At 70.7% G+C, this 25631-nt stretch carries 22 protein-coding genes and 1 pseudogene; 16 read left to right on the top strand and 7 right to left on the bottom strand.

All coding sequences use genetic code 11. The features are described from left to right. The first annotated feature begins 146 nt into the window (after positions 1–146). Together ACGFN2_RS18615 and ggt are read left to right on the top strand one after the other, a co-directional pair. Positions 147–1607 (top strand): PLP-dependent aminotransferase family protein, encoded by a 1461-nt coding sequence (locus ACGFN2_RS18615; RefSeq protein WP_393361619.1) that lies wholly within the window; start codon positions 147–149, stop codon positions 1605–1607. A gap of 233 nt (positions 1608–1840) precedes the next feature. After that, the gene (gene ggt, locus ACGFN2_RS18610) at positions 1841–3685 is read left to right on the top strand and encodes a gamma-glutamyltransferase (protein WP_393361616.1); all 1845 of its coding nucleotides are present in this window, start codon (positions 1841–1843) and stop codon (positions 3683–3685) included. A 232-nt stretch (positions 3686–3917) separates the two neighbouring features. On the opposite strand, the gene ACGFN2_RS18605 is transcribed toward ggt, so the two are convergent. Both ACGFN2_RS18605 and ACGFN2_RS18600 read right to left on the bottom strand, forming a co-directional pair. Next, on the bottom strand, positions 3918–5153 hold the full coding sequence (locus tag ACGFN2_RS18605; RefSeq protein WP_393361613.1) for a multidrug effflux MFS transporter: 1236 nt from the start codon (positions 5151–5153) through the stop codon (positions 3918–3920). Positions 5154–5249: 96 nt separating this feature from the next. Further along, positions 5250–5357: pseudogene (locus ACGFN2_RS18600) on the bottom strand (GNAT family N-acetyltransferase); the annotation flags it as partial. 118 nt (positions 5358–5475) lie between these two features. On the opposite strand from ACGFN2_RS18600, the gene ACGFN2_RS18595 reads away from it, so the two are divergent. Then, positions 5476–6477, top strand: coding sequence for a DUF1259 domain-containing protein (locus ACGFN2_RS18595; protein ID WP_393361610.1), 1002 nt, complete (start codon positions 5476–5478; stop codon positions 6475–6477). A gap of 110 nt (positions 6478–6587) precedes the next feature. Here ACGFN2_RS18595 and ACGFN2_RS18590 read toward each other — a convergent pair whose 3' ends face one another. Next, positions 6588–7142 carry a GNAT family N-acetyltransferase gene (locus ACGFN2_RS18590; RefSeq protein WP_362614402.1) on the bottom strand — a complete coding sequence of 185 codons (555 nt, stop codon included), beginning with the start codon at positions 7140–7142 and terminating at the stop codon, positions 6588–6590. Between the two features lie 109 nt (positions 7143–7251). Beyond that, positions 7252–8178 carry an alpha/beta fold hydrolase gene (locus ACGFN2_RS18585; RefSeq protein ID WP_393361606.1) on the bottom strand — a complete coding sequence of 309 codons (927 nt, stop codon included), beginning with the start codon at positions 8176–8178 and terminating at the stop codon, positions 7252–7254. An 81-nt stretch (positions 8179–8259) separates the two neighbouring features. Between ACGFN2_RS18585 and ACGFN2_RS18580 the strand changes: the two genes are divergently transcribed. The 4 genes from ACGFN2_RS18580 to ACGFN2_RS18565 all read left to right on the top strand — a co-directional run bounded on the left by ACGFN2_RS18580 (position 8260) and on the right by ACGFN2_RS18565 (position 11876). Further along, positions 8260–9048, top strand: coding sequence for a TetR/AcrR family transcriptional regulator (locus tag ACGFN2_RS18580; protein WP_393361603.1), 789 nt, complete (start codon positions 8260–8262; stop codon positions 9046–9048). 165 nt (positions 9049–9213) lie between these two features. Further along, positions 9214–10353: a PP2C family protein-serine/threonine phosphatase gene (locus ACGFN2_RS18575; RefSeq protein ID WP_393361600.1), complete on the top strand. Its 1140-nt coding sequence runs from the start codon at positions 9214–9216 to the stop codon at positions 10351–10353. A gap of 506 nt (positions 10354–10859) precedes the next feature. Continuing rightward, entirely contained in the window at positions 10860–11441 is a 582-nt protein-coding gene (locus tag ACGFN2_RS18570; protein ID WP_362614406.1) for a hypothetical protein, read from the top strand. A gap of 123 nt (positions 11442–11564) precedes the next feature. Further along, positions 11565–11876, top strand: a complete 312-nt coding sequence (locus ACGFN2_RS18565; RefSeq protein WP_393361597.1) for a cupin domain-containing protein — start codon at positions 11565–11567, stop codon at positions 11874–11876. A gap of 342 nt (positions 11877–12218) precedes the next feature. Here ACGFN2_RS18565 and ACGFN2_RS18560 read toward each other — a convergent pair whose 3' ends face one another. After that, complete coding sequence (locus tag ACGFN2_RS18560; RefSeq protein ID WP_393361594.1) at positions 12219–13190, bottom strand: TerC family protein; 972 nt, start codon at positions 13188–13190, stop codon at positions 12219–12221. A gap of 325 nt (positions 13191–13515) precedes the next feature. Here ACGFN2_RS18560 and ACGFN2_RS18555 point away from each other — a divergent pair, with 325 nt between their 5' ends. Next, on the top strand, positions 13516–14784 hold the full coding sequence (locus ACGFN2_RS18555) for an MFS transporter (protein WP_393361591.1): 1269 nt from the start codon (positions 13516–13518) through the stop codon (positions 14782–14784). A gap of 53 nt (positions 14785–14837) precedes the next feature. On the opposite strand, the gene ACGFN2_RS18550 is transcribed toward ACGFN2_RS18555, so the two are convergent. Further along, positions 14838–16496: an IclR family transcriptional regulator C-terminal domain-containing protein gene (locus ACGFN2_RS18550; protein WP_393361588.1), complete on the bottom strand. Its 1659-nt coding sequence runs from the start codon at positions 16494–16496 to the stop codon at positions 14838–14840. A gap of 147 nt (positions 16497–16643) precedes the next feature. Between ACGFN2_RS18550 and ACGFN2_RS18545 the strand changes: the two genes are divergently transcribed. The 8 genes from ACGFN2_RS18545 (at position 16644) to ACGFN2_RS18510 (ending at position 24484) form a co-directional block, all read left to right on the top strand. Next, complete coding sequence (locus ACGFN2_RS18545; RefSeq protein ID WP_393361585.1) at positions 16644–17426, top strand: CoA transferase subunit A; 783 nt, start codon at positions 16644–16646, stop codon at positions 17424–17426. Then, complete coding sequence (locus ACGFN2_RS18540) at positions 17426–18073, top strand: CoA transferase subunit B (protein ID WP_393361582.1); 648 nt, start codon at positions 17426–17428, stop codon at positions 18071–18073. The genes ACGFN2_RS18545 and ACGFN2_RS18540 overlap by 1 nt, the downstream gene beginning before the upstream one ends. A 68-nt stretch (positions 18074–18141) precedes the next feature. Next, positions 18142–19332, top strand: coding sequence for a thiolase family protein (locus tag ACGFN2_RS18535; protein ID WP_393361579.1), 1191 nt, complete (start codon positions 18142–18144; stop codon positions 19330–19332). A gap of 5 nt (positions 19333–19337) precedes the next feature. Further along, complete coding sequence (gene pcaH / locus ACGFN2_RS18530) at positions 19338–20090, top strand: protocatechuate 3,4-dioxygenase subunit beta (protein WP_393361577.1); 753 nt, start codon at positions 19338–19340, stop codon at positions 20088–20090. Continuing rightward, positions 20090–20632, top strand: coding sequence for a protocatechuate 3,4-dioxygenase subunit alpha (pcaG, locus tag ACGFN2_RS18525; protein WP_393361574.1), 543 nt, complete (start codon positions 20090–20092; stop codon positions 20630–20632). Before pcaH ends, pcaG begins: the two co-directional genes overlap by 1 nt. Beyond that, a complete protein-coding gene (gene pcaB, locus ACGFN2_RS18520) occupies positions 20619–22022 on the top strand; it encodes a 3-carboxy-cis,cis-muconate cycloisomerase (RefSeq protein ID WP_393361571.1) in 1404 nt (467 codons plus the stop codon). Before pcaG ends, pcaB begins: the two co-directional genes overlap by 14 nt. Then, positions 22019–23164 carry a 3-oxoadipate enol-lactonase gene (gene pcaD / locus ACGFN2_RS18515; RefSeq protein ID WP_393361568.1) on the top strand — a complete coding sequence of 382 codons (1146 nt, stop codon included), beginning with the start codon at positions 22019–22021 and terminating at the stop codon, positions 23162–23164. Before pcaB ends, pcaD begins: the two co-directional genes overlap by 4 nt. A gap of 255 nt (positions 23165–23419) precedes the next feature. After that, positions 23420–24484, top strand: coding sequence for an alpha/beta fold hydrolase (locus ACGFN2_RS18510; RefSeq protein WP_393361565.1), 1065 nt, complete (start codon positions 23420–23422; stop codon positions 24482–24484). A 171-nt stretch (positions 24485–24655) separates the two neighbouring features. Here ACGFN2_RS18510 and ACGFN2_RS18505 read toward each other — a convergent pair whose 3' ends face one another. Further along, positions 24656–25516 carry an RNA polymerase sigma factor SigF gene (locus ACGFN2_RS18505; protein WP_393361562.1) on the bottom strand — a complete coding sequence of 287 codons (861 nt, stop codon included), beginning with the start codon at positions 25514–25516 and terminating at the stop codon, positions 24656–24658. Between the last annotated feature and the right edge of the window lie 115 nt (positions 25517–25631).

Genomic DNA, 25631 nt, shown 5'->3' with positions numbered 1-25631 from the left:
GCCCGGTCCCCTCCGTGGATGTCCCTGCCCGCGCTCTCGGTGCCTGCTCGGGCGTGACCAATACGGTGAGTCTGTACAGTGATTGGCCTGGGCAACACGGCCAATCCAGGGGGAGTGGTATGGCGGACCCGCATCCTTTCCGGCCCGTGGACAGGGTGGACCGCACCGACCGCACCCTCGGGAGCCGGCAGCTTGCCGCGATGCTGCCCGCCCCCGCGGGAACCCGGCCCGCCTACCGTCACCTGGCCCGTTCGATCAGCGCGCTCATCCTGGACGGCCGTATCGCGCTGCACGTCAGACTCCCCGCCGAACGGGAACTGGCCGCGGCCCTCAACACCAGCCGGGCCACCGTCACCGCTGTGTACGACCTGCTGCGCGAGAGCGGCTACGCCCGCAGCCGCCAGGGCGCCGGTACGTGGACCGCGCTGCCGGACGGGCAGGCCCCCAGCGGCATCACCCGCCTCCTGGGTGCCCAGGACACCGCGATCGACCTGGCCAGGGCCGCCCCCGGTCTGCCGGAACAAACGCTCACCGAGGCGCTCACCCGGATCGCCCCGCAGCTCGCCGAGCACGTACACACCCCCGGCTACCACCCCTACGGCCTGCCGGAACTGCGCGCCGCCGTCGCCGAGCGCTTCACCCGGCGCGGGCTGGCCACCCGGCCCGAACAGATCCTGGTGACCTCCGGTGCCCAGCACGCCCTCACCCTCGTCCTGGGGCTGCTGTGCCGCCCGGGCGACCGGGTGATGGTCGAGAACCCGTCGTATCCGAACGCGCTGGAGGCCATGCGCCGCGGCCGGCTGCGCACGGTGTCGGTCCCGGTGACCGACACCGGCTGGGACATCGAGATCGTCGAATCGACCGTGCGTCAGGTGGTGCCCCAACTCGCCTACCTGATACCGGACTTCCACAATCCCACCGGCTCACTCATGCCCGAGCGCGACCGAGCCCGCGTGCTGCGCGCCACACAGCGCGCCGGCACCTGGCTGGTCATCGACGAGACCCTGGCCGACCTCGCCCTCGACGTCCCCGCCCCGCCGCCCTTCGCCTCCTACGGCACACCTGGCGGCAACAGCCAGGTCATCACCCTCGGCTCGATGAGCAAGACCCACTGGGGCGGTCTGCGCATCGGCTGGCTGCGCGCCCCCGCCCGGCTCGTCACCGAACTCGCCGGCCAGCGGGTCGCCACCGACATGGGCGGCTCGGTCCTGGACCAGCTGCTGGCCCTCGCCCTGCTGGCACAGGCCGAAGAGCTGCTGCCACCCCGCCTGGAACAGCTGCGCCGGCAGCGCACCGCCCTGACCGCGGCACTCGTCGAGCACCTCCCGCAGTGGACCTGGCAACTGCCGCCCGGCGGCCTCTCGTTGTGGGTCGACCTCGGCGCACCCATCGCTTCGTCCCTGGCCGACCGGGCACGGGACTACGGAGTACGTATCGAGGGCGGCGCCCACTTCGCCCCCGACCCGGGCCTCTTCGAGCAGCGCCTCCGCATCCCGTACACCGTGCCACCGGACACCCTGCACGAGGCCGTCCAGCGCATGGCCACCGCCCTCGCCGACGGCCTCCCCCCGACGTCCACCGCCCGCCCGCCACACTGGATCGCCTGACCCTGAGAAGGACCGGCGCGCACGGCCACACCCGGCGGCCGGCCCCCGAGCCCCGCCCACGGCGCCCGCAATACCCCTAAATCCAGACTCCGTGCTTCCAGGCCCCCATGGGGTTACCGGGCGGAAACCTCAGATCTCGCGCAAACCTTGCAGCTCAGCGTTGATCCGGCGGTCGAGCGGTGCCAGTGTTTCGGAATTCGCTCGCATCCACACAGTGAAGACCTGGAGGCCGTATGGCTGTCCGCCGTGCCGCTGTCGCTGCCGCGTCTGCGGCTACGCTCAGTCTTTCCCTGCTGGCCACCTCCTGCAATGTCAACGGCTCCGCGTCCGCCGCCGAAGCCACGGACCGGCCGCCCGCGAAGAAGGCCGTGGCCACCGGCAGCGGCGGCGCGGTGTCCAGCGTGAATCCGTATGCCTCCCGGGCCGGAATCGAGGTGCTGCGCAAGGGAGGCAACGCCGTGGACGCGGCGGTGGCAACTGCCGCCGCACTCGGCGTGGTCGAGCCCTACTCCGCGGGAGTCGGGGGCGGCGGCTACATGGTCTACTACGACGCCAAGGCCAAGAAGGTGCGCACCATCGACGGCCGGGAGACCGCGCCGCGCCGCATGCGGCCGGACTCCTTCCTCGACCCCTCGACCGGCAAGCCGCTCCCCACCGACGACGTGATCAACTCCGGCCTGTCGGTCGGCATCCCCGGCACGCCGGCGACCTGGGACAAGGCGCTCAAGAACTGGGGCACGATCTCACTGGCGAAGGCGCTGCGCCCGGCCACCCAGGTGGCCCGCGACGGCTTCGTGGTCAACGACGAGTTCCGGGCGCAGACCGCCATGAACGAGAAGCGCTTCCGCGACTTCAAGTCCACCACCGACCTGTTCCTGCCCAAGGGCAAGCTCCCGGTGGTCGGCTCGCGCTTCCGCAACCCCGACCTCGCCCGGACCTACCGGCAGCTCGCCCGGGAAGGCGTCGACGCGCTCTACCACGGGTCGGTCGGGCGCGATGTGGTGCGGACCGTCAAGAAGCCGCCGATGGCTCCCAGCTCCTCGCACAAGGCGCTCCCCGGTCTCATGAAGGCGAAGGACCTCGCCGACTACAAGGCCGTACACCGGAACCCGACCCGGACCACCCATCACGGGCTGGACGTCTACTCCATGGCACCGTCCTCGTCCGGCGGCACCACCGTGGGCGAGGCACTGAACATCCTGGAGGACGTCGGCCTCTCCAAGACCGACAAGACCCAGGCCCTGCACCACTACCTGGAGGCCAGCCGGATCTCGTTCGCCGACCGCAACCGCTGGGTGGGCGACCCGGCGTTCTCGGACGTGCCCACCAAGCCGCTGCTCGCCAAGGAGTTCGCGAAGGACCGGGCCTGTCTGATCCGCTCGGACAAGGCCCTGACCAGCCCACTCGCTCCCGCCGACCCACGCCACCCGGGATCGGGCTGCGAGCACAAGACCGGTGGCAAGCAGCCGCACGAAGGGCCCTCGACCACACATCTGGTGGCCGCGGACCGCTGGGGCAATGTCGTCTCCTACACCCTGACGATCGAGCAGACCGGCGGCTCGGCCATCACCGTGCCCGGACGCGGGTTCCTGCTCAACAACGAGCTGACCGACTTCGACTTCGCCCCCCTCACCAAGGGGACGCCGGACCCGAACCTGCCGGGCCCCGGCAAGCGCCCGCGCAGCAGCATGTCGCCGACGATCGTCCTGCGGGACGGCAAGCCGATGCTCGCGGTGGGTTCACCGGGCGGCGCCACGATCATCACGACCGTGCTGCAGACCCTGGTCAACCGCGTCGACCTCGGCATGTCGCTCCCGGCCTCGGTCGCCGCACCGCGTCTCTCCCAGCGCAACCAGACCGCCACCGAAGCCGAACCGGCCTTCCTCAAGTCTCCCGAGCGGAAGAAACTGGAAGCCATGGGCCATAAGTTCGTCCTCGCCCCGAAGGCCTTCACGCCCTCACCGGAGATCGGAGCGGTGGCCGCCCTGGAGTTCCTGCCGGACGGCAAGCTCTCGGCAGTGGCCGAACCCAAGCGGCGCGGTGGTGGGTCGGCCATGGTGCTCAAGGAATCCCACTGAGGCCGGGCGTTGCAGGCCGGCGCCATCAGACCAGCGATGCGATGGGTTGGGCGCTATGAGGCCCGTCTCATGAAGTTCGCGGCCTGAGGTCCGCCTCGTGGAGCCGGTCCCCGTTCGGGTGATGTCCTGGGCGGGGGCCGGTTGTCGTTACGGGGAATGGTGGCTTCCTGCGAGCACCCGCCGTAAGCGCTGCCCGGGGCCTCCGCGGCGTGCATGGCTCCTGCCGCACGTCTCAGGAGTGCTCGGCGGGCTCGCCGCGGCCCTGCCACGGCCGGGCGAGCGTGATCAGTGCAATCGCGGAGAGCAGAACGAAGCCCAGCACCACGACGGCCGTCGACATGGCGGTGATGCTCCCCAGGACACCGGGTAGCGGCGCGGCCGCGGCCCCGAGCGCGAACTGTGCGCCCCCGAGCATGCCGGAAGCGGCTCCAGGGGCATCGCTGCCGACCGCGAGGACGAGGGTGGTGGCGGAGGGCAGTATCAGCCCGAACCCGAAGGTCAGGCCGAACAGGCAGGCCCACGTGGTGGAGAGCGTGCTGATGCCGACGGCGAGCAGGGTCATCAGTGTGATCGTGGCGGCGACGGTGATGCTCACACCGATGACGAGCAGGGAGTTGAGACGCACGCGCCCCGCCAGCCGCCCGAAGAGGACCCCGGCTCCTACGGTGCCGACGGCGTTCGTGGCGAAGACGAGGCTGTAGCCCGTGGGGGACAAGCCGTAGATGTTCTGGAAGACGAACGGTGAGCCGGAGATGTAGGCGAACAGGGCGGCCAGTCCACACCCCATGACGAGGACGTAGCCGACCAGTTCGCGACGCCGAAGCAATCCGCCCACCGCTGCGAGTACGGCCCGCAGACCGCCGGTACGTCGCCGTTCGGCGGGGAGCGATTCGGGAACCCACGCCCGGACCGCGGTCAGCAACACCAGCCCGGCCATGGCCAGCGCCACAAACACCAGACGCCACGACCCGACACCGAGGACGAGGCCCCCGAGGACCGGCGCCAGCACCGGCGCGGTCATCGCTATCACACTCAGTGTGGCGAGCCGGCGGGCCGCCAGCGTGCCGGTGAACAGGTCGCTGACCACCGCCCGTCCTATGACGAGCCCCGCGCTGCCGGCGATCCCCTGAAACAGCCGGGCGACATCGAAAACGGCGATGGACGGGGCGAGGGCGCAGACCAAGGACCACATGGTGAACATGCCGGTACCGGCCAGAAGTAATCGCCGTCGCCCCGACGCGTCGCTGACCGGACCGAGCACGACCTGTCCGACGGCGAGTCCGACGAGGCAGGCCGTCAGGGAGAGTTGGACGGCGGCTCCCGTGGTGCTGAGCGACGTGACCAGCTGCGGGAAGGCGGGTGCGTACATGTCGGTGGCGAACGGCGATACCGCGGTGAGTCCGCCAAGAACGACCACGAGGCGCCCCGCCCCGGTCCTAGTGCTGACGGAATCCAAGCTGACGCTCATCGGTCTCCATCTACGGGTGGCTGCCAAAATATTAGGTAAGCCTACCCTTAATTGATGTGCGACTCTGTGCCGTCAACTCAGGTGACACCAACCGGACAGGACGTGTTTGCTCTCCAACGGCGTGCGGGACCGCATCTGCTCAACGTGCTCCTGGAGGAATCCGGCGATCTCAGGGCCGGAGAGGTCATCCACCACGATCTTCAACATGCTCACCTTTCTGACGGGCCGGGCTGATTGCTTAGCCCACCTGGCCCCCACGGGGGTGGCGGAGACCGCGTTGCGGCCCGTTCGTCGTGTTCCATCTCGGCATGGAGGTGCTTACGTGAGGGCCGCAGACACACAGCACGACAGCCATCCGCACATGGGTGCGCCGCGGCGGCGGGTACTGGCCGCGGCTGCCCTGACCCCGATGTTCGCCGGCGCCGCAACCCCTGCGCGTGCGCTGTCCACCGGCACGCGCGGGACGAGGAGCCGACAGCTGGTCAAGCCGGTAACCACTGCCCTGTCGGACTGGGAGGAGGTGGCCAACGTGCTCGGGCGGAAGGGTGATATGAAGCGGCAGCTGATGTATCACACCGCGTTCCCCCGCCGTGACCTGCGGGTGCGCTCGCACCGCGTCCTCGTCAAACCGGCGCTCGCTCTCGGCTCGCATGTCTCCTTCGTCCGATACGCCGACAAGAGCACGCTGTTGATGGGTGACGTGGTGGTCACCGAGCAGGAGATGCAGCCCTTCATCGACGTGCTGCACCAGCACGAGATCGGGCTGACCGCGATCCACAAGCACCTGCTCTCCCAGACTCCCGACATCTGGTGGATTCACGTCCATGCGCACGGTCACCACCCGGTGTCCCTGGCCCGTGGCCTGCGTGCCGCGTTCAACCGCACCGGCACCCCGCCCCCGCTGCCGCCCTCCCGGCGGAAACCCGTCGACCTGGACACCGCCGGCATCGATGCCGTGATGGGCGCCAAGGGCTCCGTCGACGACGGCATCTACAAGTCCGTCTTCGTCCGCCGCGAGACCATCGCCGACGGTCACCTCGTACTGCCCGCGGGCCTGGGATCGACCAGCGCGTTCAACTTCCAGCCGCTGGGCGACGGACGAGCCGCGATCAGCGGCGACTGCGCCATGATCGCCGGCGAGGTCCAAGAAGTCCTGGCGGCCCTGCGGTGTGCCGGAGCCGAACTCGTCGAACTGCACAACCATGGCCTGACCGACGAACCCCGCCTGTTCTTCGTCCACTTCTGGGCCGTCGGCGACGCCGTCAGACTCGCCCGCGCCCTGCGCCCCGCGGTGGACGCCACCAACGTCGTGCCGGTCGGCTGACACTGCGCGGACCGCCCGCCAGTGCCTTGAGGGAGGAACGCGCCTCGCCCGCGCAGCCCGCCGCGTGACCCCAGCCATGGGGGTCGTACAGGCGGCGTATTCCGTCTCCATCAGCAGCCTGGCGAGCAACTGACCTCCAGACGCCAGATCACGTCGATGCCCGTCTCACCCGGCGCCACTGGACCGCCCGGCACCCGTACGCGCTCCACTTCGGTGAACCCCAGGCGCCGGGCGACGGCTCCGCTGGCGGCGTTGGCCTCGTCGTGATGGATCTCGATGCGATCGACACCAGGCATTCGGCGCCCCACCCGCACCAGGGCGGCCGCAGCCATGGTGGCCAGCCCCTTCCCGGCCCACGCGGGGTGGAGCCAGTAGCCGATGTCCAGCCCGCCCTGACCGATGCGCCGCATCAGACTGCAACTGCCCACCGCCACACCGCCTGTGGTGATGGCGTAGTAGTACCCCTGCTCCGAGGCCCACTGCTCCGCACACAGGGCCAGAAACGCCGCGCCCTGCTTCCGGTCATGGTCGGCGGCGAAGGGCATCCAGGGGAGCAAGTGATCACGTGACTCGGTGATCAGCCGGTGCAGGGTTTCGGTGTCCTGCACACGCCAGCGGCGCAGTTCGACCTGATCGGAGCGGAGGATTTCAGCGGGCTGTTCCATGGTCGAGAGCCTGACGGAGTCACGTCAGACCGACAACGCAATTTCATCCATCGGCGTGCTGGAAGCCCCACTTCTGTTCGCACGGCCGCGGGGAGGCGGCCTGAGGCACTCAGTTGTCCGGCGGCAGCGGCAGATGGCGGGAGCTGTCGGCCAGGCCGCGGATCTCGGTGGCGACGCGGTGCCATGCGCACTCGGGGAATTCATGGCCGACCCGCGGCAGGAGGACCAGGCGCGCATCGGGGATTCGTGAGGCGATCGCCTTTCCCGCGCCCGGCTTGATGAGGGGGTCGTCCGCCCCGTGGAGGACGAGCGTGGGCCGGGTGATGGCGCTGATCGGCGGGCCGTGCCATTGGGCGCCGATCTGGCGGCTCTGCGCCTGCTGGTCGTGTACGCCGCGGTCGGCATTGCGCACGGCGGCGTCGCGCGCGGCCGGCTCGTCGAAGGGGCGGCGGGGCGAGGCGAGAAGGCGGGAGACGGCGATCCCGGCCTCGACGGCCCCGTCGGGAAACCGTAGCCGGGCGAACTTCGCCAGGGTCCTCATCCGTATGTACCGCATGGTCCGCAGCCCCGACGTGTCGCCGGGGACGGCAGCCATGGAGGTGAGGGACCGGACGCGTCCGGGGTGCCGTAGTGCCACGCGTTGTGCGACGGCGCCACCGAGGGAGACGCCCAGCAGATGTGCCGACCGCCAGCCGAGGGCGTCCATGACGGCGACGGCGTCATCAGCCATGTCCTCGGCCGTGTAGGCCTCTTCGCGCTTGCCGAAGAGGGACGAGAGGGGATTGCTGGTGGGCGTGGGCGGCAGGTGGGTCGACTCCCCGCTGTCGCGCTGGTCGTACCGGGCCACGGCGAAGCCCTGCGCCGCCAGCATCCGGCACAGCCCGTCCGGCACCCAGAACCGGTTGACGCCCAGCCCCGTGGCCAGCAGAAGCGGCTCGCCGCCGGCCCCTTCGGCCAGCGAGTCGAAGGCCAGCCGTACAGCACCGTTTCCCGCCCAGCGCACGGGGCTCCACAGATGCTCCGAGGTTGCGTCCACAAGAGCCTCCCTAAACTGCGACCACTGTTCGCAGTTTAGAGTAGGGCATACGTCAAGGAGGCGGAGGAGGCAGGTGGACGAGTGGCTCAGGAACCAGTGACGGTCTGGTCGCGGGCCGAACGCGGTGCCCGCGGCCCCGTAGGTGTGCACAGTCACGCGGAGCTGGCCGCCGTCGCCGTCGAGCTGGCGGACCGGGGCGGCCTGTCGGCGGTGTCCATGCGCCAGGTGGCCAAGAGCCTGGGCACCGGCCAGGCATCCCTCTACCGCTACGTCTCCAGTCGTGAGGACCTCCTCGACCTGATGACGGACGCGGTGACGGGGGAGATCGACCTCGACCTCCCGCTCCACGGCGACCCCGTTCAGGACTTGCTCGCCCTCGCGGCGCGTACGAAGGCCGTCCATCTGCGGCACCCCTGGCTCCCCGACGTCCCGCCGGAGCCTCTGCGGCTGGGCCCGCGAGGCGTGGACTACCTGGAGTACGCGCTACGGGCGATGGCCCCCACCCGTCTGCCGGGCCGGGCCAAGCTGGAAATCGTCGCCATGATGAATGCCCTGGTCGCACAGTTCGCCCGGACGGAAATCCAGGGCAGCCACGCAGCCACCGACCGCCACACGGCACAGGCCGCCTACCTGGGCCGGACGGCCGCCCAAGGCCATCATCCACACGTCGCGGCCGCTATGGCGGACCAGGCGGGGTCGGCTTCTCCGGAGGGGCCGCAGGTGCTGTTCGAGCGGACTATGGGGCGAGTGCTGGCGGGGCTGGTCGGTGATGCCGTCGCTGACGTGGATGGCGATGTCGTCGACGACGACCTTGCGGCCGAGGGAGCCGGTGAAGCGACCGGAATCGAGGCCGGTGGTTGTGCTCGCTAGCTCGTTTCCGGAGGTCGTCGCCCTGCCCACTGCGCCAGGACGGCGCCCCGACCTGGGACAACCACCGGTGCGAGCCCCCACCACGCTGTCGGCTGTTTGGCTGCGGCGGAGGTGTCGTCGCGACCAGATCCGTCGTCGTGGCGCGCCGGGAGGCATCATGGTCTGATGAGGGTGATGCCGGTGTGGTCACGGGTGCGCCGTGGGGTTCCGGCCCTGGTGATCGCTCTAGCGGCGTTGGTGGATCTGCTGACGCCTACCTCGGTGTCGTCCGCGCCCCTGCTGGCCGTGGCGCCAGTGACGGCGGTTTCGCTGCTCAGCCAGGTGGGGGTCATCGGAATCGGCCTTGCGGCGATGGCGGTGCAGGCGGGCTTGGCGTTCGCCGGCGGGTCCTACAGCTGGCAGGGCGACGCGGCCGTGCAGATCACGCTGGCGTCCGTCACCGTGCTGGCGGTGGGCCTGAACCGTTCCCTGCGCATGCAACACGCGAGCGCGAGCCGGGCACGCTACGCCGCGGAGGTGGCCCAGCGTGCCGTGCTGCCCAGCCCCCCGAGCCGGCTGGGTGACCTGCGGATCGCCGCGCGATACGTGCCGGCCGAAGACATGGCGCTGATCGGCGGCGATCTCTACGTGATCCAGGAGACTCCCTTCGGGGTACGCGCCATGGTCGGCGATGTGCGGGGGAAGGGGCTGTCCGCCGTGACAGCGGTCAGCGTCGACATCGGTGTCTTCCGCTACGCCGCCGATCATGAGCATGACCTTCCGGCCCTGGTGGGCTGCATGGAAGAGGCACTGCTGCGGGAAAGTCAGCGCCGGGAAGGCCTGGACGCGACGGAGGGGTTCACCACTGCCCTGATCGTGCAGTTCGCCGACGATCTGAGCCAGGTGCACATCGTCAACCGAGGCCACCCCGCCCCTGTGCTGCTGCATGCGGACGGCCGGGCCCGCGTGCTGGAGCCGAAGCAGGAGGCGCCGCCGCTGGGCATCTCCGGCCTGGGGGAGTGGACGTCACCGGTCGAGACGTACCCCTTCCTGCCCGGGGCGATGCTGCTGTGCTTCACCGACGGCGTCACCGAGGCGCGCGACCCTGGCGGGGTCTTCTACAACCCCGCGGACCGGGTCCCGCACATGGTGCAGTCCTACCGGCGCCAGACGGGCCACCTCCCGGACCCTTCGACCGTCCTCGACCTCCTGGCCCGCGACGTCAGCCGCCACAGCGGCGGCGCCCCCCAGGACGATCAGGCCCTCCTCGTACTCCACCGGCCGTTCCCCCAGAAGGACCTTCTCGCCCGGCCCCACGTTCTCTAGGGGTGGCTGCGGGCTGCTGAGTGGCTCCTCCTGGTCTTTTGCGGCTTTGTTGAGGGCAGGAGCACCGCGGCTGTATGGACCCGCCCCCACTCGCGAGGAGGGTCTGCCCTGAACGCCGAAGGGTCCCTGTCTCACCCGAGACAGGGACCCTTGCTGCTGGAGCGCCCGGCAGGCCTTGCACCTGCATTTCCCACCGGCTGGTGGGCGTCTTTCCTTGGACCACAGACGCGTGACTCCGTGTGCTGCTGCGGAGTTACGTCATGATCATACAGGCTTCCGCGACCGTAGCGCCACGCGTCCCGCTTACCTGCCCCCATCGCGCCCTCGCCCGCTTCCCGCAGGTCCAGCCGCGGGCCCCAGCGGCCTGGCGGAGCCACATCCGCCCCGCTCGACAATGGCGGAAGTCCACACGAGCGTGTCCCATTTGGGGACGTGCGGGTTGTTGGCTCCACGGCTCGGGCATCCTCTGTTTGGCATATGCCGCCATGGTTTGCGAAGGAGATGTCATGGAGTGGCAGAGCGAGGAGTTCGGGTCTTCCCATGAAGGCATGGCGGGGGCGGTTCTCGCTGATGGCAGCGAGCCCAGGCCGGTGTATCTGGACGCCGGCAGCGGCAGCAACGTGTACCAGACCAGCCAGTGGTGGGCCTACGACGGAAGGCCGGGCAGGCAGCGGGCGGACCTCATGCGGGGTGCGTGCTCATGCGGTTGGCGCGGTGCGCGCCATTACCCGATCGACTGGGAGCAGATGAGCGAATTCCGCTCCTACGACATCGAACCCCCGGGGCCGTACGAGGACTGGACGGCGCACCTCGACGAGGTCGAGTCCCGCTCGGTGCCGCTTCCCCTTGAACTGGCCGACCTGCTCGACAAGTTGGAGGAGCAGCTGAACACTCTGGCCGACCAGGCGCCGCTGGCCGCACTGAAAGCCGTAGCGGCACTGGAACGCACCACCGGCCGCGCCGGCCGTGAGGCAGCCTGCGCCGCTGAGGCGGATGCGGAGTCATGGGACGCGATCGGAACAGCACTCGGCTTAACCGCAAAGGACGCCCGTTCACGCCTCACCCATTACTACCTCAGGCGCCGCTGACCTCTCGTGCCGCGGCGATCCTGACCCGCCGCGGCACGAATGCGTCTGCGTCGGTCCGTCGCGGCTCGCGGCCCACGGCCCGCCAGCAAGCGAAGGCGTCAAGCTCGGCACAGGAGGCATGTCATGAGCGTCGTCGACATACCGAGCACGGCCACGGAACTGCCCGACGCCTGGAGATCCCTCCTGCTTGGGCGGGTCGGGCACGCCGGGGTGAAGGTGCTGCGGATGGATGGACGCCCCCTGGAATCGGAATCCCATGACACGGCGGAGGCATTGCTGGTCGTGGACGGGATGCTGTGCCTGGTGGCCGACGGCATTGAGGTCGAGGTGGGCGCGGGTGAGATGTACATCGTCGAGGCGGGAGTGGAGCATGCCGTGCGCCCTGGCAGCAAGGGCACGCTCGTCATCGTCGAGCACGTTTCAGATGCCGGCTAAGGGCGGTGGAGGTTCGCCAGGTCCCGGACCCGGACCTGGCGCGTGCGGAGGTGATGGGTACTTGTTTCGGCACGTAGTCGGGGCACTCGGGGTTGTGGCAGGGGCCTGCTATCCAAGCGGGATAGACGACGCCTAGCGACTTGCGGCGTTGGATCACATCGGACACGGGCATTTTGCACGCTGGGCAGACATGATCGCCCAGACGGTCTGCGGAGGCCCCATCTCTGGACATACGGGCAATTTTACCTCAATTTGACCAATGCTTGGGATGGGCTTTGGTTCGCTGCCTGTGGTGGGCCTGGCTGTGCTTCGTGTCGGCCCGCTGTATCGGCGGTGTGGTCGTCAGGCTGCGGGCGGGGGCTGGGCAGAGGGCTTCTCCGTGTGTGGCGGCTTCCAGATGCTCAGCGCGACGGAGGTGGCCAGGACGACCACGATGACTGCGAGGCTGACCAGGGAGGGGATCTCGGGGATGGCCGGGCTGATGGTCTTGTGGGACGCCTGCAGGACCAGCTTGATGCCGATGAAGGTGAGGATGAAGGCCAGGCCCTTGCTCAGGTAGTGGAAGCGGTCCAGCAGTCCGGCGAGCATGAAGTACAGGGCGCGCAGGCCGAGGATGGCGAAGGCGTTGCTGGTGTAGACGATGAAGGCGTCATTGCTGACGGCGAGGACCGCCGGGACGCTGTCGACGGCGAAGACCAGGTCTGCCGCCTCGATCGCGGCCACGACGGCGAGCAGGGGAGTGGCCACGCGTCTGCCGGCCTCTTTGACGAAGAAGTGCGGTCCGGCGTACTCGTCCCGGACCGGCATGATCTTGCGGAGCAGGCGTACGGCGAAGCTCTTGCCCGGGTCGAAGCTGTCCTCCTCCTCGCGCAGGATCTTGTACGTGCTGTAGAAGAGGATCGCGGCGAAGACGAAGAGCACGGCGGTGAAGCGGCTGACCACGGCGACGCCGGCGGCGAGGAAGACTCCGCGGAAGACCAGTGCCCCCAGCACCCCGAGGAAGAGCACCCGGTGTTGATAGGCGCGCGGCACTCGGAAGTATCCGAAGATCAGCGCGAAGACGAAGAGGTTGTCGACGGACAGGCTCTTCTCCAGCAGCCAGGCGGTGGTGTATTCGACGCCGGCGTCGGTGCCGACGACCAGGAAGACCAGGGCGCCGAAGGCGATTGCCAGGCCCACCCACACCGCACTCCAGACGGCGGCCTCCTTGAAGCCGATGACGTGGGCCTGCCGGTGGGCCAGCAGGTCGACCGCAAGCGACACCACCACGGTGGCGGCGAACGCCAGCCACAGCCACAGTGGCACCTCATGCATACCGGCCTCGCAAGGACGCGTGACAGAAACTTTCCTTTGAGTCTGCGGCATGCGACAGCCACTGTCTTATGCAGATCCCCCTATGGGTCAGGGGGAACTCCGTGCCGTGCGACATTCCATGGCGGGCAAGGCCAGCGGCTGGTGGCGCGGTGGATGGTGCCCGCCCATTGACACCCGTACGCCTCGGCCGGACACTCATGCGACTCGCGCGGTGAATATCAGTTCACCAGGCGAACGCCTCCCGCCTTCCCTTCCTCCTTCGCTCCCCGGGACAGATATGACTTCCTCCGGCGCACCTCCCCGCTCCTTCCGCACGGTTTTCCCCGTGCTGGCCCTGTGCTGGCTGGCCGTGTTCTTCGACGGCATGGACGTCAATATCTACGGCGCCGTCATGCCGCACATACTCGATGAGCCCGGGTTCGGGCTGACTTCGGCCGGTGCCGGAACCATCGGCAGTTGGACCACCTTCGGCATGCTCATCGGCGCGCTGGGAGCAGGCAATCTGACCGACTGGCTGGGGCGCAGGCCGCTGCTGGCCGGCAGTGTGACGGTGTTCTCGCTCGGCTCGGCGGTCTGCGCGATGGCGAGCGGGCCGGTGATGCTCGGTACCGGGCGGTTCATCGGAGGTCTCGGTCTGGGGGGACTGATGCCGCTGGGGCTCGCCATGGTGATGGAGTTCGCGCCCCGCGGCCGGGCGGCCCTGGCCACGGGGCTGTTGATGACCTCGTACCACGCCGGCGGCATGGCCGCGACGGTGCTCGGTCTGACGGTCGCTCCGGCGGCGGGCTGGCGCGCGGCGTTCTGGGCGGGTGTGCTGCCGGCCGTTGTTGCCGTACCCCTGCTGTGGAAGCTGCTGCCCGAGTCGCCCGGTGTGCTGATCGCGCGGGGTGCGCCTGACCGGGCGCTCGCCGTCGCCGCGCGGTACGGACTGCCCCGGCCGACGGCGGGCGCGGCTCCGGCGGCGGGCGCGAAGGGGCGGCTGTCGGTGGTGCGGGCGCTGTTCGCGCACGAGGCGCGGTGGGCGACGCCGCTGCTGTGGCTGGCCAGCTTCTGCGGGCTGCTGCTGGTGTACGGGGTGAGCACCTGGCTGCCGCAGCTGATGCGGGCCTCCGGCTACGGTCTCACCTCCTCCATCAGCTTCCTGCTGGTGATCAACGCGGGCGGGATCGTCGGCCTGCTGCTCGCGGGCCGGGTGGCCGACCGTTTCGGGCCGGTGCGGGTTTCGGCGATCTGGTTCGTGCTGACCGCCGTCGGCGCGCTGCTGCTCAAGTCGCACCTGTCGCTCGGGCTGACGTACATGGTGGTGGCGGTCACGGGCGTGTGGCTGTTCAGCGCGCAGGTCATGGTGTACGCCACCGCCAACACCGTCTATCGCGAGAGTGAGCGGGCCGCAGGGCTCGGCTGGGTCACCGGTGTCGGCCGTACCGGCGCGGTCGTCGGCCCCTGGCTGGGGGGTGTCCTCGCGGCGAGCGGCCGCCAGGGGTGGGGCTTCACCACCTTCGCCATGGCCGGCCTGCTCGGTGCCATGGCCATCGCGCTGATCCCGCTGGTCGCCCGGAAGGGCACTGTGGCGGTCGCGGGGGCGCGGGCCTGACCAGCCGGCCGGGACTGAGCCTTGTCCGCTGCCGGCGGCTGCGCGGGGCGGGGTCAGGAGGCGGTGGCGATCCGCACGAACCGTCCGGACGTGTGCAGGTCCTTCTCGATCCGGGCGGCGGCGGTGCGCAGGGCGGGGAGCAGCTCCTCCCGGCACTGCGCGACGCTGCGGTGGCCGGCGTGCGTGGCGACGTTGACGGCGGCGACCACCCGTCCGGTGTGGTCGCGGACCGGGACGGCGATCGAGCGCAGCCCCTCCTCCACCTCCTCGTCGACGAGGGCGTATCCGTCCCGCGCGACCGCTTCGAGCAGCTGGGCCAGCCGCGCCGGGTCGGTGACGGTGTGGCTGGTCAGGGGGCGGCGGTCGGCCCGTTGCAGCCCGGCGGCGCGTTCGGCGGGCGGAAGGCCGGCGAGCAGGACGCGTCCCAGCGAGGTGACGAAGGCCGGGAACCGGGTGCCGACGGTGATGTTGACGCTCATGACGCGGCGGACGGCGATGCGGGCGGTGTACTGGATGTCGTCGCCCGTGAGCACGGCAAGAGAGGCGGAGTCCTGCGCTGCGACGGCCAGGTCGGCCAGGTGGGGCTCCGCGATCCGTGACAGCGGCTGGTCCGCCAGCGGCGCGAAGCCGAGGTCGAGCACGCGGGGGGTGAGGCTGAACTCCCGTCCGTGTGCGGTGACATAACCCAGGTGCTCCAGCGTGATCAGGGCCCGCCGGGCGGTGGCCCGCACCAGGCCCGTGGCCTCGGCGACGGCGGTGAGCGACAACTCGGCGCGCCCGGGGCCGAACGCGGTCAGTACGGTCAGCCCCCGCGCGAGCGCCTCCACGAACTCCCTGCCGAGTTCCTGCTTCGACGCCTCCGTCCACGCCGCCGAACCGGCGGTGTCCGCGGGCCGCCGGGCCGGCTCGGCCGGTGGAGCGTGGCGCAGGTCGTGCTCCATGGCGGCCACCGTCTCGCGCAGGGTGGGCAGTACAGCCTCACGCAGCGACCGGGCGCTGTGCCGGCTGGTGTGGCTGACCACGCTGACCCCGCAGAGCTGCCGCCCCTGGGAGTCGCGGACCGGCACGACGAGCGCGATCAGGCCCGGCTCGATCAACTGGTCGTCCACCGCCCAGCCCCGCTTACGGGCGGCGGTGGAGGCCTCGGCGAGGAAGTCGGCGGGCCGGCGCAACGGCGGGATGGCCGGGAAGCGCAGGTTCTGGGGGTCCGCCTCCCACCGCTCGCGCCACTGCGCCCATTCCTCCTCGGTCCAGTCCGCGGCGAACACCTGCCCGTGGGCGGTCCGTTCGGCGGGCAGCAGGTCGCCGATGCGGAAGGTGAGGGACAGGGCGCGGCGGCGGGTGGCCTGGTGGATGAACCGGATGCCGTCCCGGTCCGGCACGGCGAGGGACACCGACTCGTCGAGGGTGTCGGCGAGCCGGTCCGCGTGCGGACCGAGCAGGTCGGGCAGCCCGGTGGCGCCGAGGTAGGCGTTGCCCAGTTCCATCAGGCGGGGAGTAAGCGCGACGTCGCGGCCTATCTGCCGGACGTATCCCATGCGAGTCAGGGTGGCGGCGATGCGGTCCACCGTGGAGCGGGCGAGCCCGGTGCCGCGGGAGAGACCGCCGAGGCTCTGGCGGCCGTCCGCCTCGGTGAGTTCACGCAGCACGCCGATGCCGCGGATCAGCGGTCCCACGGCTTCGGCGGGGGCGGGAAGGTCGGTGGTCGGCATGGTGCTCTGCTCTCCGTAGCGGGCTTCGGGCAACCGTACTGGCGGGCGGGCGCGGCCGGCGTTGACAAACACCGCAACCGGGCGCACACTCTCGGCGCTTCGAATTATGAACGAAGATTCACTGTGCGAACAAGCTGAGGGTTCTCCATGGACAAAGTCCGGCAGACCGCTGCCGAGGCCGTTGCCGACATCGCCGACGGGTCATCGCTGGCCGTGGGCGGATTCGGTCTCAGCGGCGTGCCGAACGTGCTGATCCAGGCGCTGCACGAGCGCGGATCGGGCCGTCTGAGCGTGGTGTCGAACAACTGCGGAGTCGACGGCAGCGGGCTCGGCATCCTGCTGGCCGCCGGGCGGATCGCCCGGGTCACCGGCTCGTACATCGGTGAGAACCGGGAGTTCGCCCGGCAGTACCTGAGCGGCGAGCTGGAGGTCGAGCTGACGCCGCAGGGCACCCTCGCCGAGCGGCTGCGCGCGGGCGGCGCGGGCATTCCGGCGTTCTTCGTTCCCGCGGGCGTCGGCACTCCGGTCGCCGACGGCGGCCTTCCCTGGCGCCATGACCCGGGCGGCGGAGTGGCGGTCGCCTCCCCGGCGAAGGAGGTCCGCGAGTTCGACGGGCGCAGCCATGTCCTGGAGCGCGGCCTCACCACCGACTTCGCCCTGGTCCGCGCGGCGAGGGGCGACCGGCACGGCAACCTCGTCTTCAACAAGGCCGCGCGCAACTTCAACCCGCTGGCCGCGATGGCCGGCCGGGTCACCGTCGCCGAGGTGGAAGAGCTGGTCGAGCCCGGCGTCCTGGGGCCCGACGAGATCCATCTGCCCGGCGTATTCGTGCAGCGGGTCCTCCCGCTATCCCCCGCTCAGGCGGCCGACAAACACGTCGAGAAGCGGACGGTCTCCGTCCCCGCAGCACGAGAGGAGGCGCGAGCCTGATGGCCTGGACGCGCACCGACATGGCTGCCCGCGCGGCCGCCGAACTCACCGACGGCTCCTACGTCAACCTCGGAATCGGACTGCCCACGCTGGTGCCGGGTTTCCTGCCCGACGACGTGGACGTGGTGCTCCAGTCGGAGAACGGGCTGCTGGGCGTGGGCCGGTACCCGTACGAGGACGAGGTCGACCCCGACCTCATCAACGCCGGCAAGGAGACCGTGACGGTCGTGCCCGGGGCGTCGTGCTTCGACTCCGCGCTCTCCTTCGCCATGATCCGCGGGGGCCACATCGACACGGCGATCCTCGGCGCCATGCAGGTCTCCGCCCGAGGAGACCTGGCCAACTGGATGATTCCCGGCAGGCTGGTCAAGGGGATGGGCGGCGCGATGGACCTCGTCCACGGGGTCCGCAGGGTCATCGTCGTCATGGAGCACACCAGCCGGGACGGCTCGCCGAAGCTCGTGGCCGAGTGCAGCCTGCCGCTCACCGGCAAGGCCTGCGTCCACCGGGTCATCACCGACCTCGGCGTTCTCGACATCACACCGGAGGGCCTCGCCCTGATCGAAACCGCCCCCGGCGTCAGTCCCGATGAGGTGCTGGCGAAGACGGCCGCGCCCGTCCGAGTGGCCCTGCCCACCGGCCGCTGAGCAGCTGAACCACCGACAGATCGCGGGCTCACGCGCCCCGACGAGCCCGTACAGCCACAGGAGCTTCCATGACCGAGCGCCTCAACGACGTCTATGTCGTCGACGCCGTGCGCACACCCGTCGGCAAATACGGCGGAGCACTCTCCACCGTCCGCCCCGACGACCTCGGCGCCGGTGTGCTGCGTGCGCTGCTCGCCCGTACGCCGAAGCTCGACCCGGCCCGGATCGACGACGTGTTCCTCGGCAACGCCAACGGCGCGGGCGAGGAGAACCGCAATGTGGCCCGGATGGCGGCGCTGCTGGCCCAACTGCCCGTCTCCGTACCCGGCGTGACGGTCAACCGGCTCTGCGGCTCCGGGATGGAGGCCGTGATCCAGGCCTACCGAGCGATCGCCGTGGGGGACGCCTCGGTCGCGGTCGCCGGCGGCGTGGAGTCGATGAGCCGCGCCCCCTGGGTGCTGCCCAAGCCCGAACGTGCCTTCCCCGCCGGCCCTCAGCAGCTCTCCTCCACCACCCTGGGCTGGCGGATGGTCAACCCGAGGATGCCGGACAGATGGACGGTCGCGCTGGGGGAGGGGGCGGAACTGGTCGCCGACCGCCATGGCGTCACCCGCGATGACCAGGACACCTTCGCCCTGTCCAGCCACCGCAAGGCCGCCGGGGCCTGGCAGGACGGCCTGTTCGACAGGGAGGTCGTCCCGGTCGAGGGGGTGGACCTGGCCCGCGACGAATCCATCCGTGAAGCCGCGTCCCTCCAAGCGCTCGGCGCGCTCCCGACCGCCTTCCGGCAGGCGGGTTCCGTCACGGCCGGCAACTCCTCACCGCTCAGCGACGGGGCGGCCGCGCTGCTGCTCACCGACGCCGCCGGGCTCAAGGCCACCGCACGCGAACCGCTCGCCCGGATCAGCGCCTGCGCCGTCAGCGCGGTCGAACCGCAGTACTTCGGCACCGGCCCCGTCGAGGCCGTCCGACGAGCCCTCGCGAAGGCGGGCCGGGACATGGACACCCTCACCGCCTTCGAGCTGAACGAGGCCTTCGCCGCCCAGGCCCTGGCCTGCCTGCGCGCCTGGCCGGGCCTCGACCCGGAGGTGGTCAACCCGCGCGGCGGTGCGCTCGCCCTCGGGCACCCCCTCGGCGCATCCGGCGCCCGGATCACCGGCGCCGCCGCCCACCAACTCGCCGTGGCGGGCTCCGGCACCGCCCTCGCCGCCCTGTGCATCGGCGTCGGACAGGGCCTCGCGATCGTTCTCGAAAGGTAGCTCCGATGCCCCTCACCCAGCACGACATCTCGCAGGAGATCGACCAGCAGGCCATGGCCCACGCCGCCACCGGCGAGGCAGCCCACCATCCGGCCCGCGGCTACGCCCCCTACCGCAGCAGTCGGCTGCGCCACCCCGGCCGGCCGCTCGTCGCTGTCCGGGACCCGGAAGCGGCGGAGCTGTGCGGCCCCGCCTTCGGCGTCACCGACGTCACCGAGCTGGACGCCGACCTGACCCGCCGGCACACCGGCGAACCGCTCGGCGAGCGGATCACCGTCACCGGCCGCGTCCTCGACCGCGCCGGACGGCCCGTACGGGGACAGCTCGTCGAGATCTGGCAGGCCAACGCAGCCGGTCGGTACGCCCACCAGCGTGACCAGCACGCGGCCCCACTCGACCCCCACTTCACCGGCGTCGGACGCTGCCTCACCGACGACCAGGGGCGGCACGCCTTCACCACCATCAAGCCCGGCGCCTACCCCTGGCGCAACCACCACAACGCCTGGCGGCCGGCCCACATCCACTTCTCACTCTTCGGCACCGCCTTCACCCAACGGCTGGTCACCCAGATGTACTTCCCCGGCGACCCGCTCTTCCCCTACGACCCGATCCTGCAGTCCGTCACCGACCCCGCCGCACGCGCCCGCCTGGTCGCCGCCTACGACCACGACCTCTCCGTTCCCGAGTGGTCGCTCGGCTACCACTGGGACATCGTCCTCGACGGCCCCACCGCCACCTGGACCGAGGAGGGCCGCTGATGCTCCCCACCCCCTCCCAGACCGTAGGACCGTTCTACGGCTATGCCCTGCCCTTCCCCGGCGGCGGTGAGATGGCCCCGGCCTCCCACCCCGACGCGCTCACCGTGCACGGCTATGTGTACGACGGCGCGGGCACGCCGATCCCCGATGCGCTGCTGGAGTTCTGGCAGCCGGGGCACGGGCGGGCCGGCCAGCCCGGCTCGATGCGCCGCGATCCGGTCACCGGTGGCTTCGCCGGCCGCGACGGGGTCACCTTCACCGGCTTCGGCCGCGTCGCCACCGCCGCCGACGGACACTGGGCGATCCGTACGCTCCCGCCCGGCGACGTGCCGTACCTGACCGTCTGCGTGTTCGCCCGCGGCCTGCTCCACCACCTCTACACCCGCGCCTATCTCGACCCGGCCGCCACCGACCCGCTGCTCACCGCCCTCACCCCCGACCGGCGTGCGACGCTCCTCGCCGACCGGGAGGACCCGCGTACCCACCGCTTCGACATCCGGCTGCAGGGCCCTGAGGAGACGGTCTTCCTTGACTTCCACTGACGCGCCCACCTGGCCGGCCGACGGGTACCCGGACGCCGTCGCGGACGTCGGCCTGCTCTCTCCGGTCCGGGTCGCCTCGGACGTCGAAGCGGCCACCGGCGACCGCGCCTTCCTGCAAGCCATGCTGGACGCCGAGGCCGCCCTGACCCGGGCCCAGGCCACGCTCGGTGACGCACCCGCGGCGGCCGCGGACGCCGTGACGGCCGCCGCGCAGGCCGACCGGTTCGACGTACGGGGCATCGCCGTACGGGCCCGCAAGGGCGGCAACCCGGTCATCCCGCTGGTCGCGGACCTGACCGCCGCCCTTCCCGCCGATGCCGCCCCCTACGTGCACCGTGGCGCGACGAGCCAGGACATCATGGACACCGCCACCATGCTGGTGGCGGCCCGCACGCTACCGCTGATGGCAGCGGATCTGCGGCGAACGGCCGACACCCTCGGGCGGCTCGCCGACGAGCACCGGACCACCCCCATGCCGGGACGCACCCTCACCCAGCACGCCGTCCCGACCACCTTCGGACTCAAGGCAGCCGGCTGGCGCCACCTCGTCCTGGACGCCTTGGACCGGCTCACCTCCCTGACATTTCCCGCCCAACTCGGCGGAGCGGCAGGCACGTTGGCGGCAACGGAAACACTGGCCGGGACACCCGGCAGCGGGCCCGCACTGCTGGCCGCCTACGCCCGGGAACTCGGCCTCGCCGAGCCCGTCCTGCCCTGGCACACCCTGCGCACCCCGGTCGTCGACCTCAGCGGCGCGCTCGGCCTCGTCTCCGGTGCGGTCGGGAAGCTCGCGGCCGACGTCCTGGTGCTCTCCCGTACGGAGATCGGCGAACTGGCCGAGGGCAGCGGAGGGGATTCCTCCGCCATGCCGCACAAGGCCAACCCCGTACGGGCCACGCTGATCACCGCCGCCGCACGCCAAGTACCCGCCCTCGCCTCCGCGTTGTCTGCCTCGCTGACCGCTGAGGACGAACGGCCCGCCGGTGCCTGGCACGCCGAGTGGCAGGCGCTGCGCGAACTGCTCCGGCTGGCCGGAGGGGCATCCCGTGATGCCGCCGCACTCGTCGACGGCCTCAGGGTCTTCGGCGACCGGATGCTCGACAATCTCCATCTCACCGGAGGGCTGATCGTCAGCGAGCGCCTCGCCGTTGAACTCGGCGCCCTGCTCGGCCACCAACCGGCCAGGGAACTCCTCACCCGTGCCGCCCACCGGGCCGCCGCACAGAGGCAAAGCCTGGCCGCCGTCCTGGAGGAGGAACCCGCTCTGGCAGAGCACCTCGATCACCTTCGCCCGCTGACCGAACCCGCGACCTACCTGGGGGCAGCGGCCGCCCTGGTCGACCGCGCCCTGGCACGCAAGACCGGCTCCGAACACAGGAACCACGCATGAAGCATCTCCTGCACCACCGCCTCGACGGTGACCCGGGCAGCCCGGTGTTGATCCTCGGGCCCTCCCTCGGCACCTCGCTCGCCGTCTGGGACGCACAACTAGGCGCCCTGGCACGGCACTTCCGGGTGATCCGCTGGGACCTGCCGGGCCACGGGAACTCTCCCGCCGAACTCCTCCACCACGGTGCCACCGTCTCCGCTCTGGCCGGCCTGGTGCTCGCCCTCGCCGACCACCTCGGCGTGGAACGATTCGCCTACGCCGGTGTCTCGCTCGGCGGAGCGGTCGGCACCCACCTCGCCGTCCACCACCCCGAACGGGTCGCCGCCCTGGGACTGGTCTGCTCCTCGGCCCGCTTCGGCGAACCCACCGACTGGCAGCAGCGAGCCGCCCTCGTGCGCGCGAGCGGCACCGAAGTCCTCGCCGAGAAGGCGCCCGAGCGCTGGTTCACCCCAGGGTTCGCCCACTCGGCCGCCGCCGCCTCGCTGGTCGCCGGCCTCCGCGACACCGACCCGGCCGGCTACGCGGCGTGTTGCGACGCACTCGCCGGCTACGACCTGCGCTCCGAGCTGCCCCGGATCACCGCACCGACCCTGGTGATCGCGGGGCGCGACGACCCGGCCACTCCGCCCGCCCACGCCCGCGAGCTGGCCGACGGCATCACCGGCTCCACCCTGCTGGAGCTGGCCGCCGCGTCGCACCTCGCCCTCGTCGAGCAACCGCACGCCGTACTCACCGCGCTCCAGGCTCACTTCGCGGCCGCATCTCATCCCGACGAGCTCCGCCGCGCGGCAGGCACGACCGTGCGACGCGCGGTCCTGGGCGACGACCACGTCGACCGGGCCACCGCACGCACCACCGCATTCACCGCCCCCTTCCAGGACTTCATCACCCACTACGCCTGGGGCGACATCTGGACCCGCCCCGGGCTGGACCACCGCAGCCGCAGCTGCATCACCCTCACCGCCCTCGTCGCGGGCGGCCATCAGGAAGAACTCGCCCTGCACATACGGGCAGCGCTGCGCAACGGGCTGACACCGGACGAGATCCAGGAGGTTCTGCTCCAGACCGCCGTCTACTGCGGCGTCCCCGCCGCCAACACCGCCTTCGCCGTCGCGAACCGCACCATCAGCGACGACGCCTGACCTGCGCCACTGCCACTGACACGGTCATCGCCGGTGACTCGCCGGCGGGCCAGGCCGACGCGGTCTTCCTCCGCCGATGGGGGAGCGCCGCGGTCACGGCCATACCGGTGTCCCACCGGCCGAACGCCGCCCCCCACACCAACGTAGGCGCGCCCCCAGGCCCGGCGCCGAGTACCCGCCTCGGACCGCCCCTCCGACCACCCCTCACAGCCCCCACCTGCCATCCCTCAACTCAGTCGAAATGGAGTGAAAGCCATGCTTCGCAGCCTCCTGCGAACACCGATCCGCAGCGTTCCCCTCCTCGTCCTGCTGGCGGCACTGGTGGCCGTCGCGGCCACCACCCTCGGGGCCAGAGACGTCCCCGCAGCCTCGTCACCGGACGTCGACGTCACCAAAGATCTCTCCTACGCCGCCGCCCAGCCCACCGGCACACAGGGCCACAAGCTGGACCTGTACGTCCCGAAGTCCCGCCGCCCGGCCCCTCTGGTGATCTTCACCCATGGCTCGGGCTGGATGGCCGACAACGGCCGCATGGACGCCGACAAGGTCGCCGCACAGCTCAACCCACACGGTTTCGCCGTGGCCGGCGTGGCCGTACGTTCCAGCTCACAGGCCCAGTTCCCGGCACAGCTGCACGACATCAAGGGCGCCATCCGGTGGCTGCGTGCCAACGCCGCGAAGTACCACCTGGACCCGCGACGCTTCGCGATCATGGGTGAGTCCTCCGGCGGCTGGGCCACCACCATGGCGGCCGTCACCGGAGACCTGCCCAAGCTGGAGGGCACCGTCGGCGTCAACGGCCCCTCCAGCGCCGTCCAGGCGGCCATACCGTTCTACCCGCCCGTCGACTTCCTGCAGATGGACGAGCACATGCCCATCGACTGCAAGCCGGGCAAGGACGGCTCCGTGCCCGGCGACTGCCACGCCAACCCCAACTCACCGGAATCACGACTGCTCGGCTGCGCCATCAACGACTGCACCGACAAGGCCGCCGCAGCCAGCCCGCTCACCTACATCAGCGACCGGAAGATCCCGCCCTTCCTGATGTTCCACGGCAAGCAGGACAAGCTCGTGCCCTACCACCAGAGCCGGCTGCTCTTCGACAAGCTGGCCGCCGCACACAAGGACGCCCGCTTCTTCTCCTTCCCGAACACCGGACACGGCACGTTCCTGGAGATGCTCAGCGACCCCGACGCCCAGCGCGGCGCCTCCCAGGAAACCACCCGCCACGGCCACACCACACGGCCCGCTCCCGCCCACCCGTCCTGGCAGACCGTCGTCTCCTTCCTCAAGACCCAGCTCCACACCACTGGACACTGAGCCCTCCGGCCGCGCAGGGCCGCAGCGCGGATTCCCGTCCGGGCTGCGGCCCCATCACACTGTCCCGGCGTGGCCGGAGGCCCGCCCCTCCTGAACGAGTCTGCCGACGTGGGCGAGCCCAGCCACGGGACAGCATGGGTGTTCCTGCCTGCTGGAACTGAGCCGTGTCGGTCAGCGGTCGGTGAGCATGCCCTTGCGGAGCTTGGCCAGGGTGCGGGTGAGCAGGCGGGACACATGCATCTGCGAGACACCGAGTTCGGCGCCGATCTGGGACTGGGTCAGCTCCTGCCCGAAGCGCATCTCGATCAGGAGGCGTTCGCGCTCGTCGAGCTGGTGCAGCAGGGGCGCGAGCGTGTGGAGGTCCTCGACCGTCTCCATGCCGGGGTCCTCCTCGCCCAGGACGTCGGCCAGGGCACGAGCCCCCTCGGACGGGGCAGGGTCGGCGGGGGTGTCGAGGGAGCCGGCGGTGTAGCCGTTGGACGCGACGACCCCCTCGATGACCTCTTCCTCGGACAGGTCGAGGTGGGTGGCGAGTTCGCGGACGGTGGGTTCGCGGTCGAGCTCGATGTGCAGCGCTTCCTTGGCCTTGGCCAGGTCGCTGCGCAGCTCCTGAAGACGTCGGGGCACATGGACGGCCCAGCCGGTGTCGCGGAAGAACCGCTTGATCTCACCGAGGATGTAGGGGACGGCGAAGGTGGAGAACTCCACCTCACGCGAGAGGTCGAACCGGTCGATGGCCTTGATCAGACCGATCGTGCCGACCTGGATGATGTCCTCCATGTCGTCGCCGCGGTTGCGGTAGCGGCGGGCGACGTAGCGCACCATCGAGATGTTCATCTCGATGAGGGTGTTGCGCGCGTACTGGTACTCGTGTGTGCCCTCGTCCAGCTCCCGCAGCCGGTCGAAGAACCGCCTCGACAGGTCTCGGGCGTCCCTGGGGGCGACCGCACTCGGGCACTCCACCTCCGGCAGGGCCATGCCCACCTCGGCGGTGCGCGCGGTGCCGGCGGTGTCGTTCACGACGGTGGTCATCATGCCCTCCCTGTGCGCCAGAGACGCTCAAGCGCATTGGCCGCCTACCCCGCTTCAAACAACCCATGCGTGTGAGGGCGGTCACCTGGTGATCCACTTCGGCGGTGGCTGCTGC

This window comes from Streptomyces sp. NPDC048612 (assembly GCF_043199295.1).
In the GTDB taxonomy this organism is placed as follows: domain Bacteria; phylum Actinomycetota; class Actinomycetes; order Streptomycetales; family Streptomycetaceae; genus Streptomyces.
This window is presented reverse-complemented; position numbering and strand designations above follow the sequence as displayed.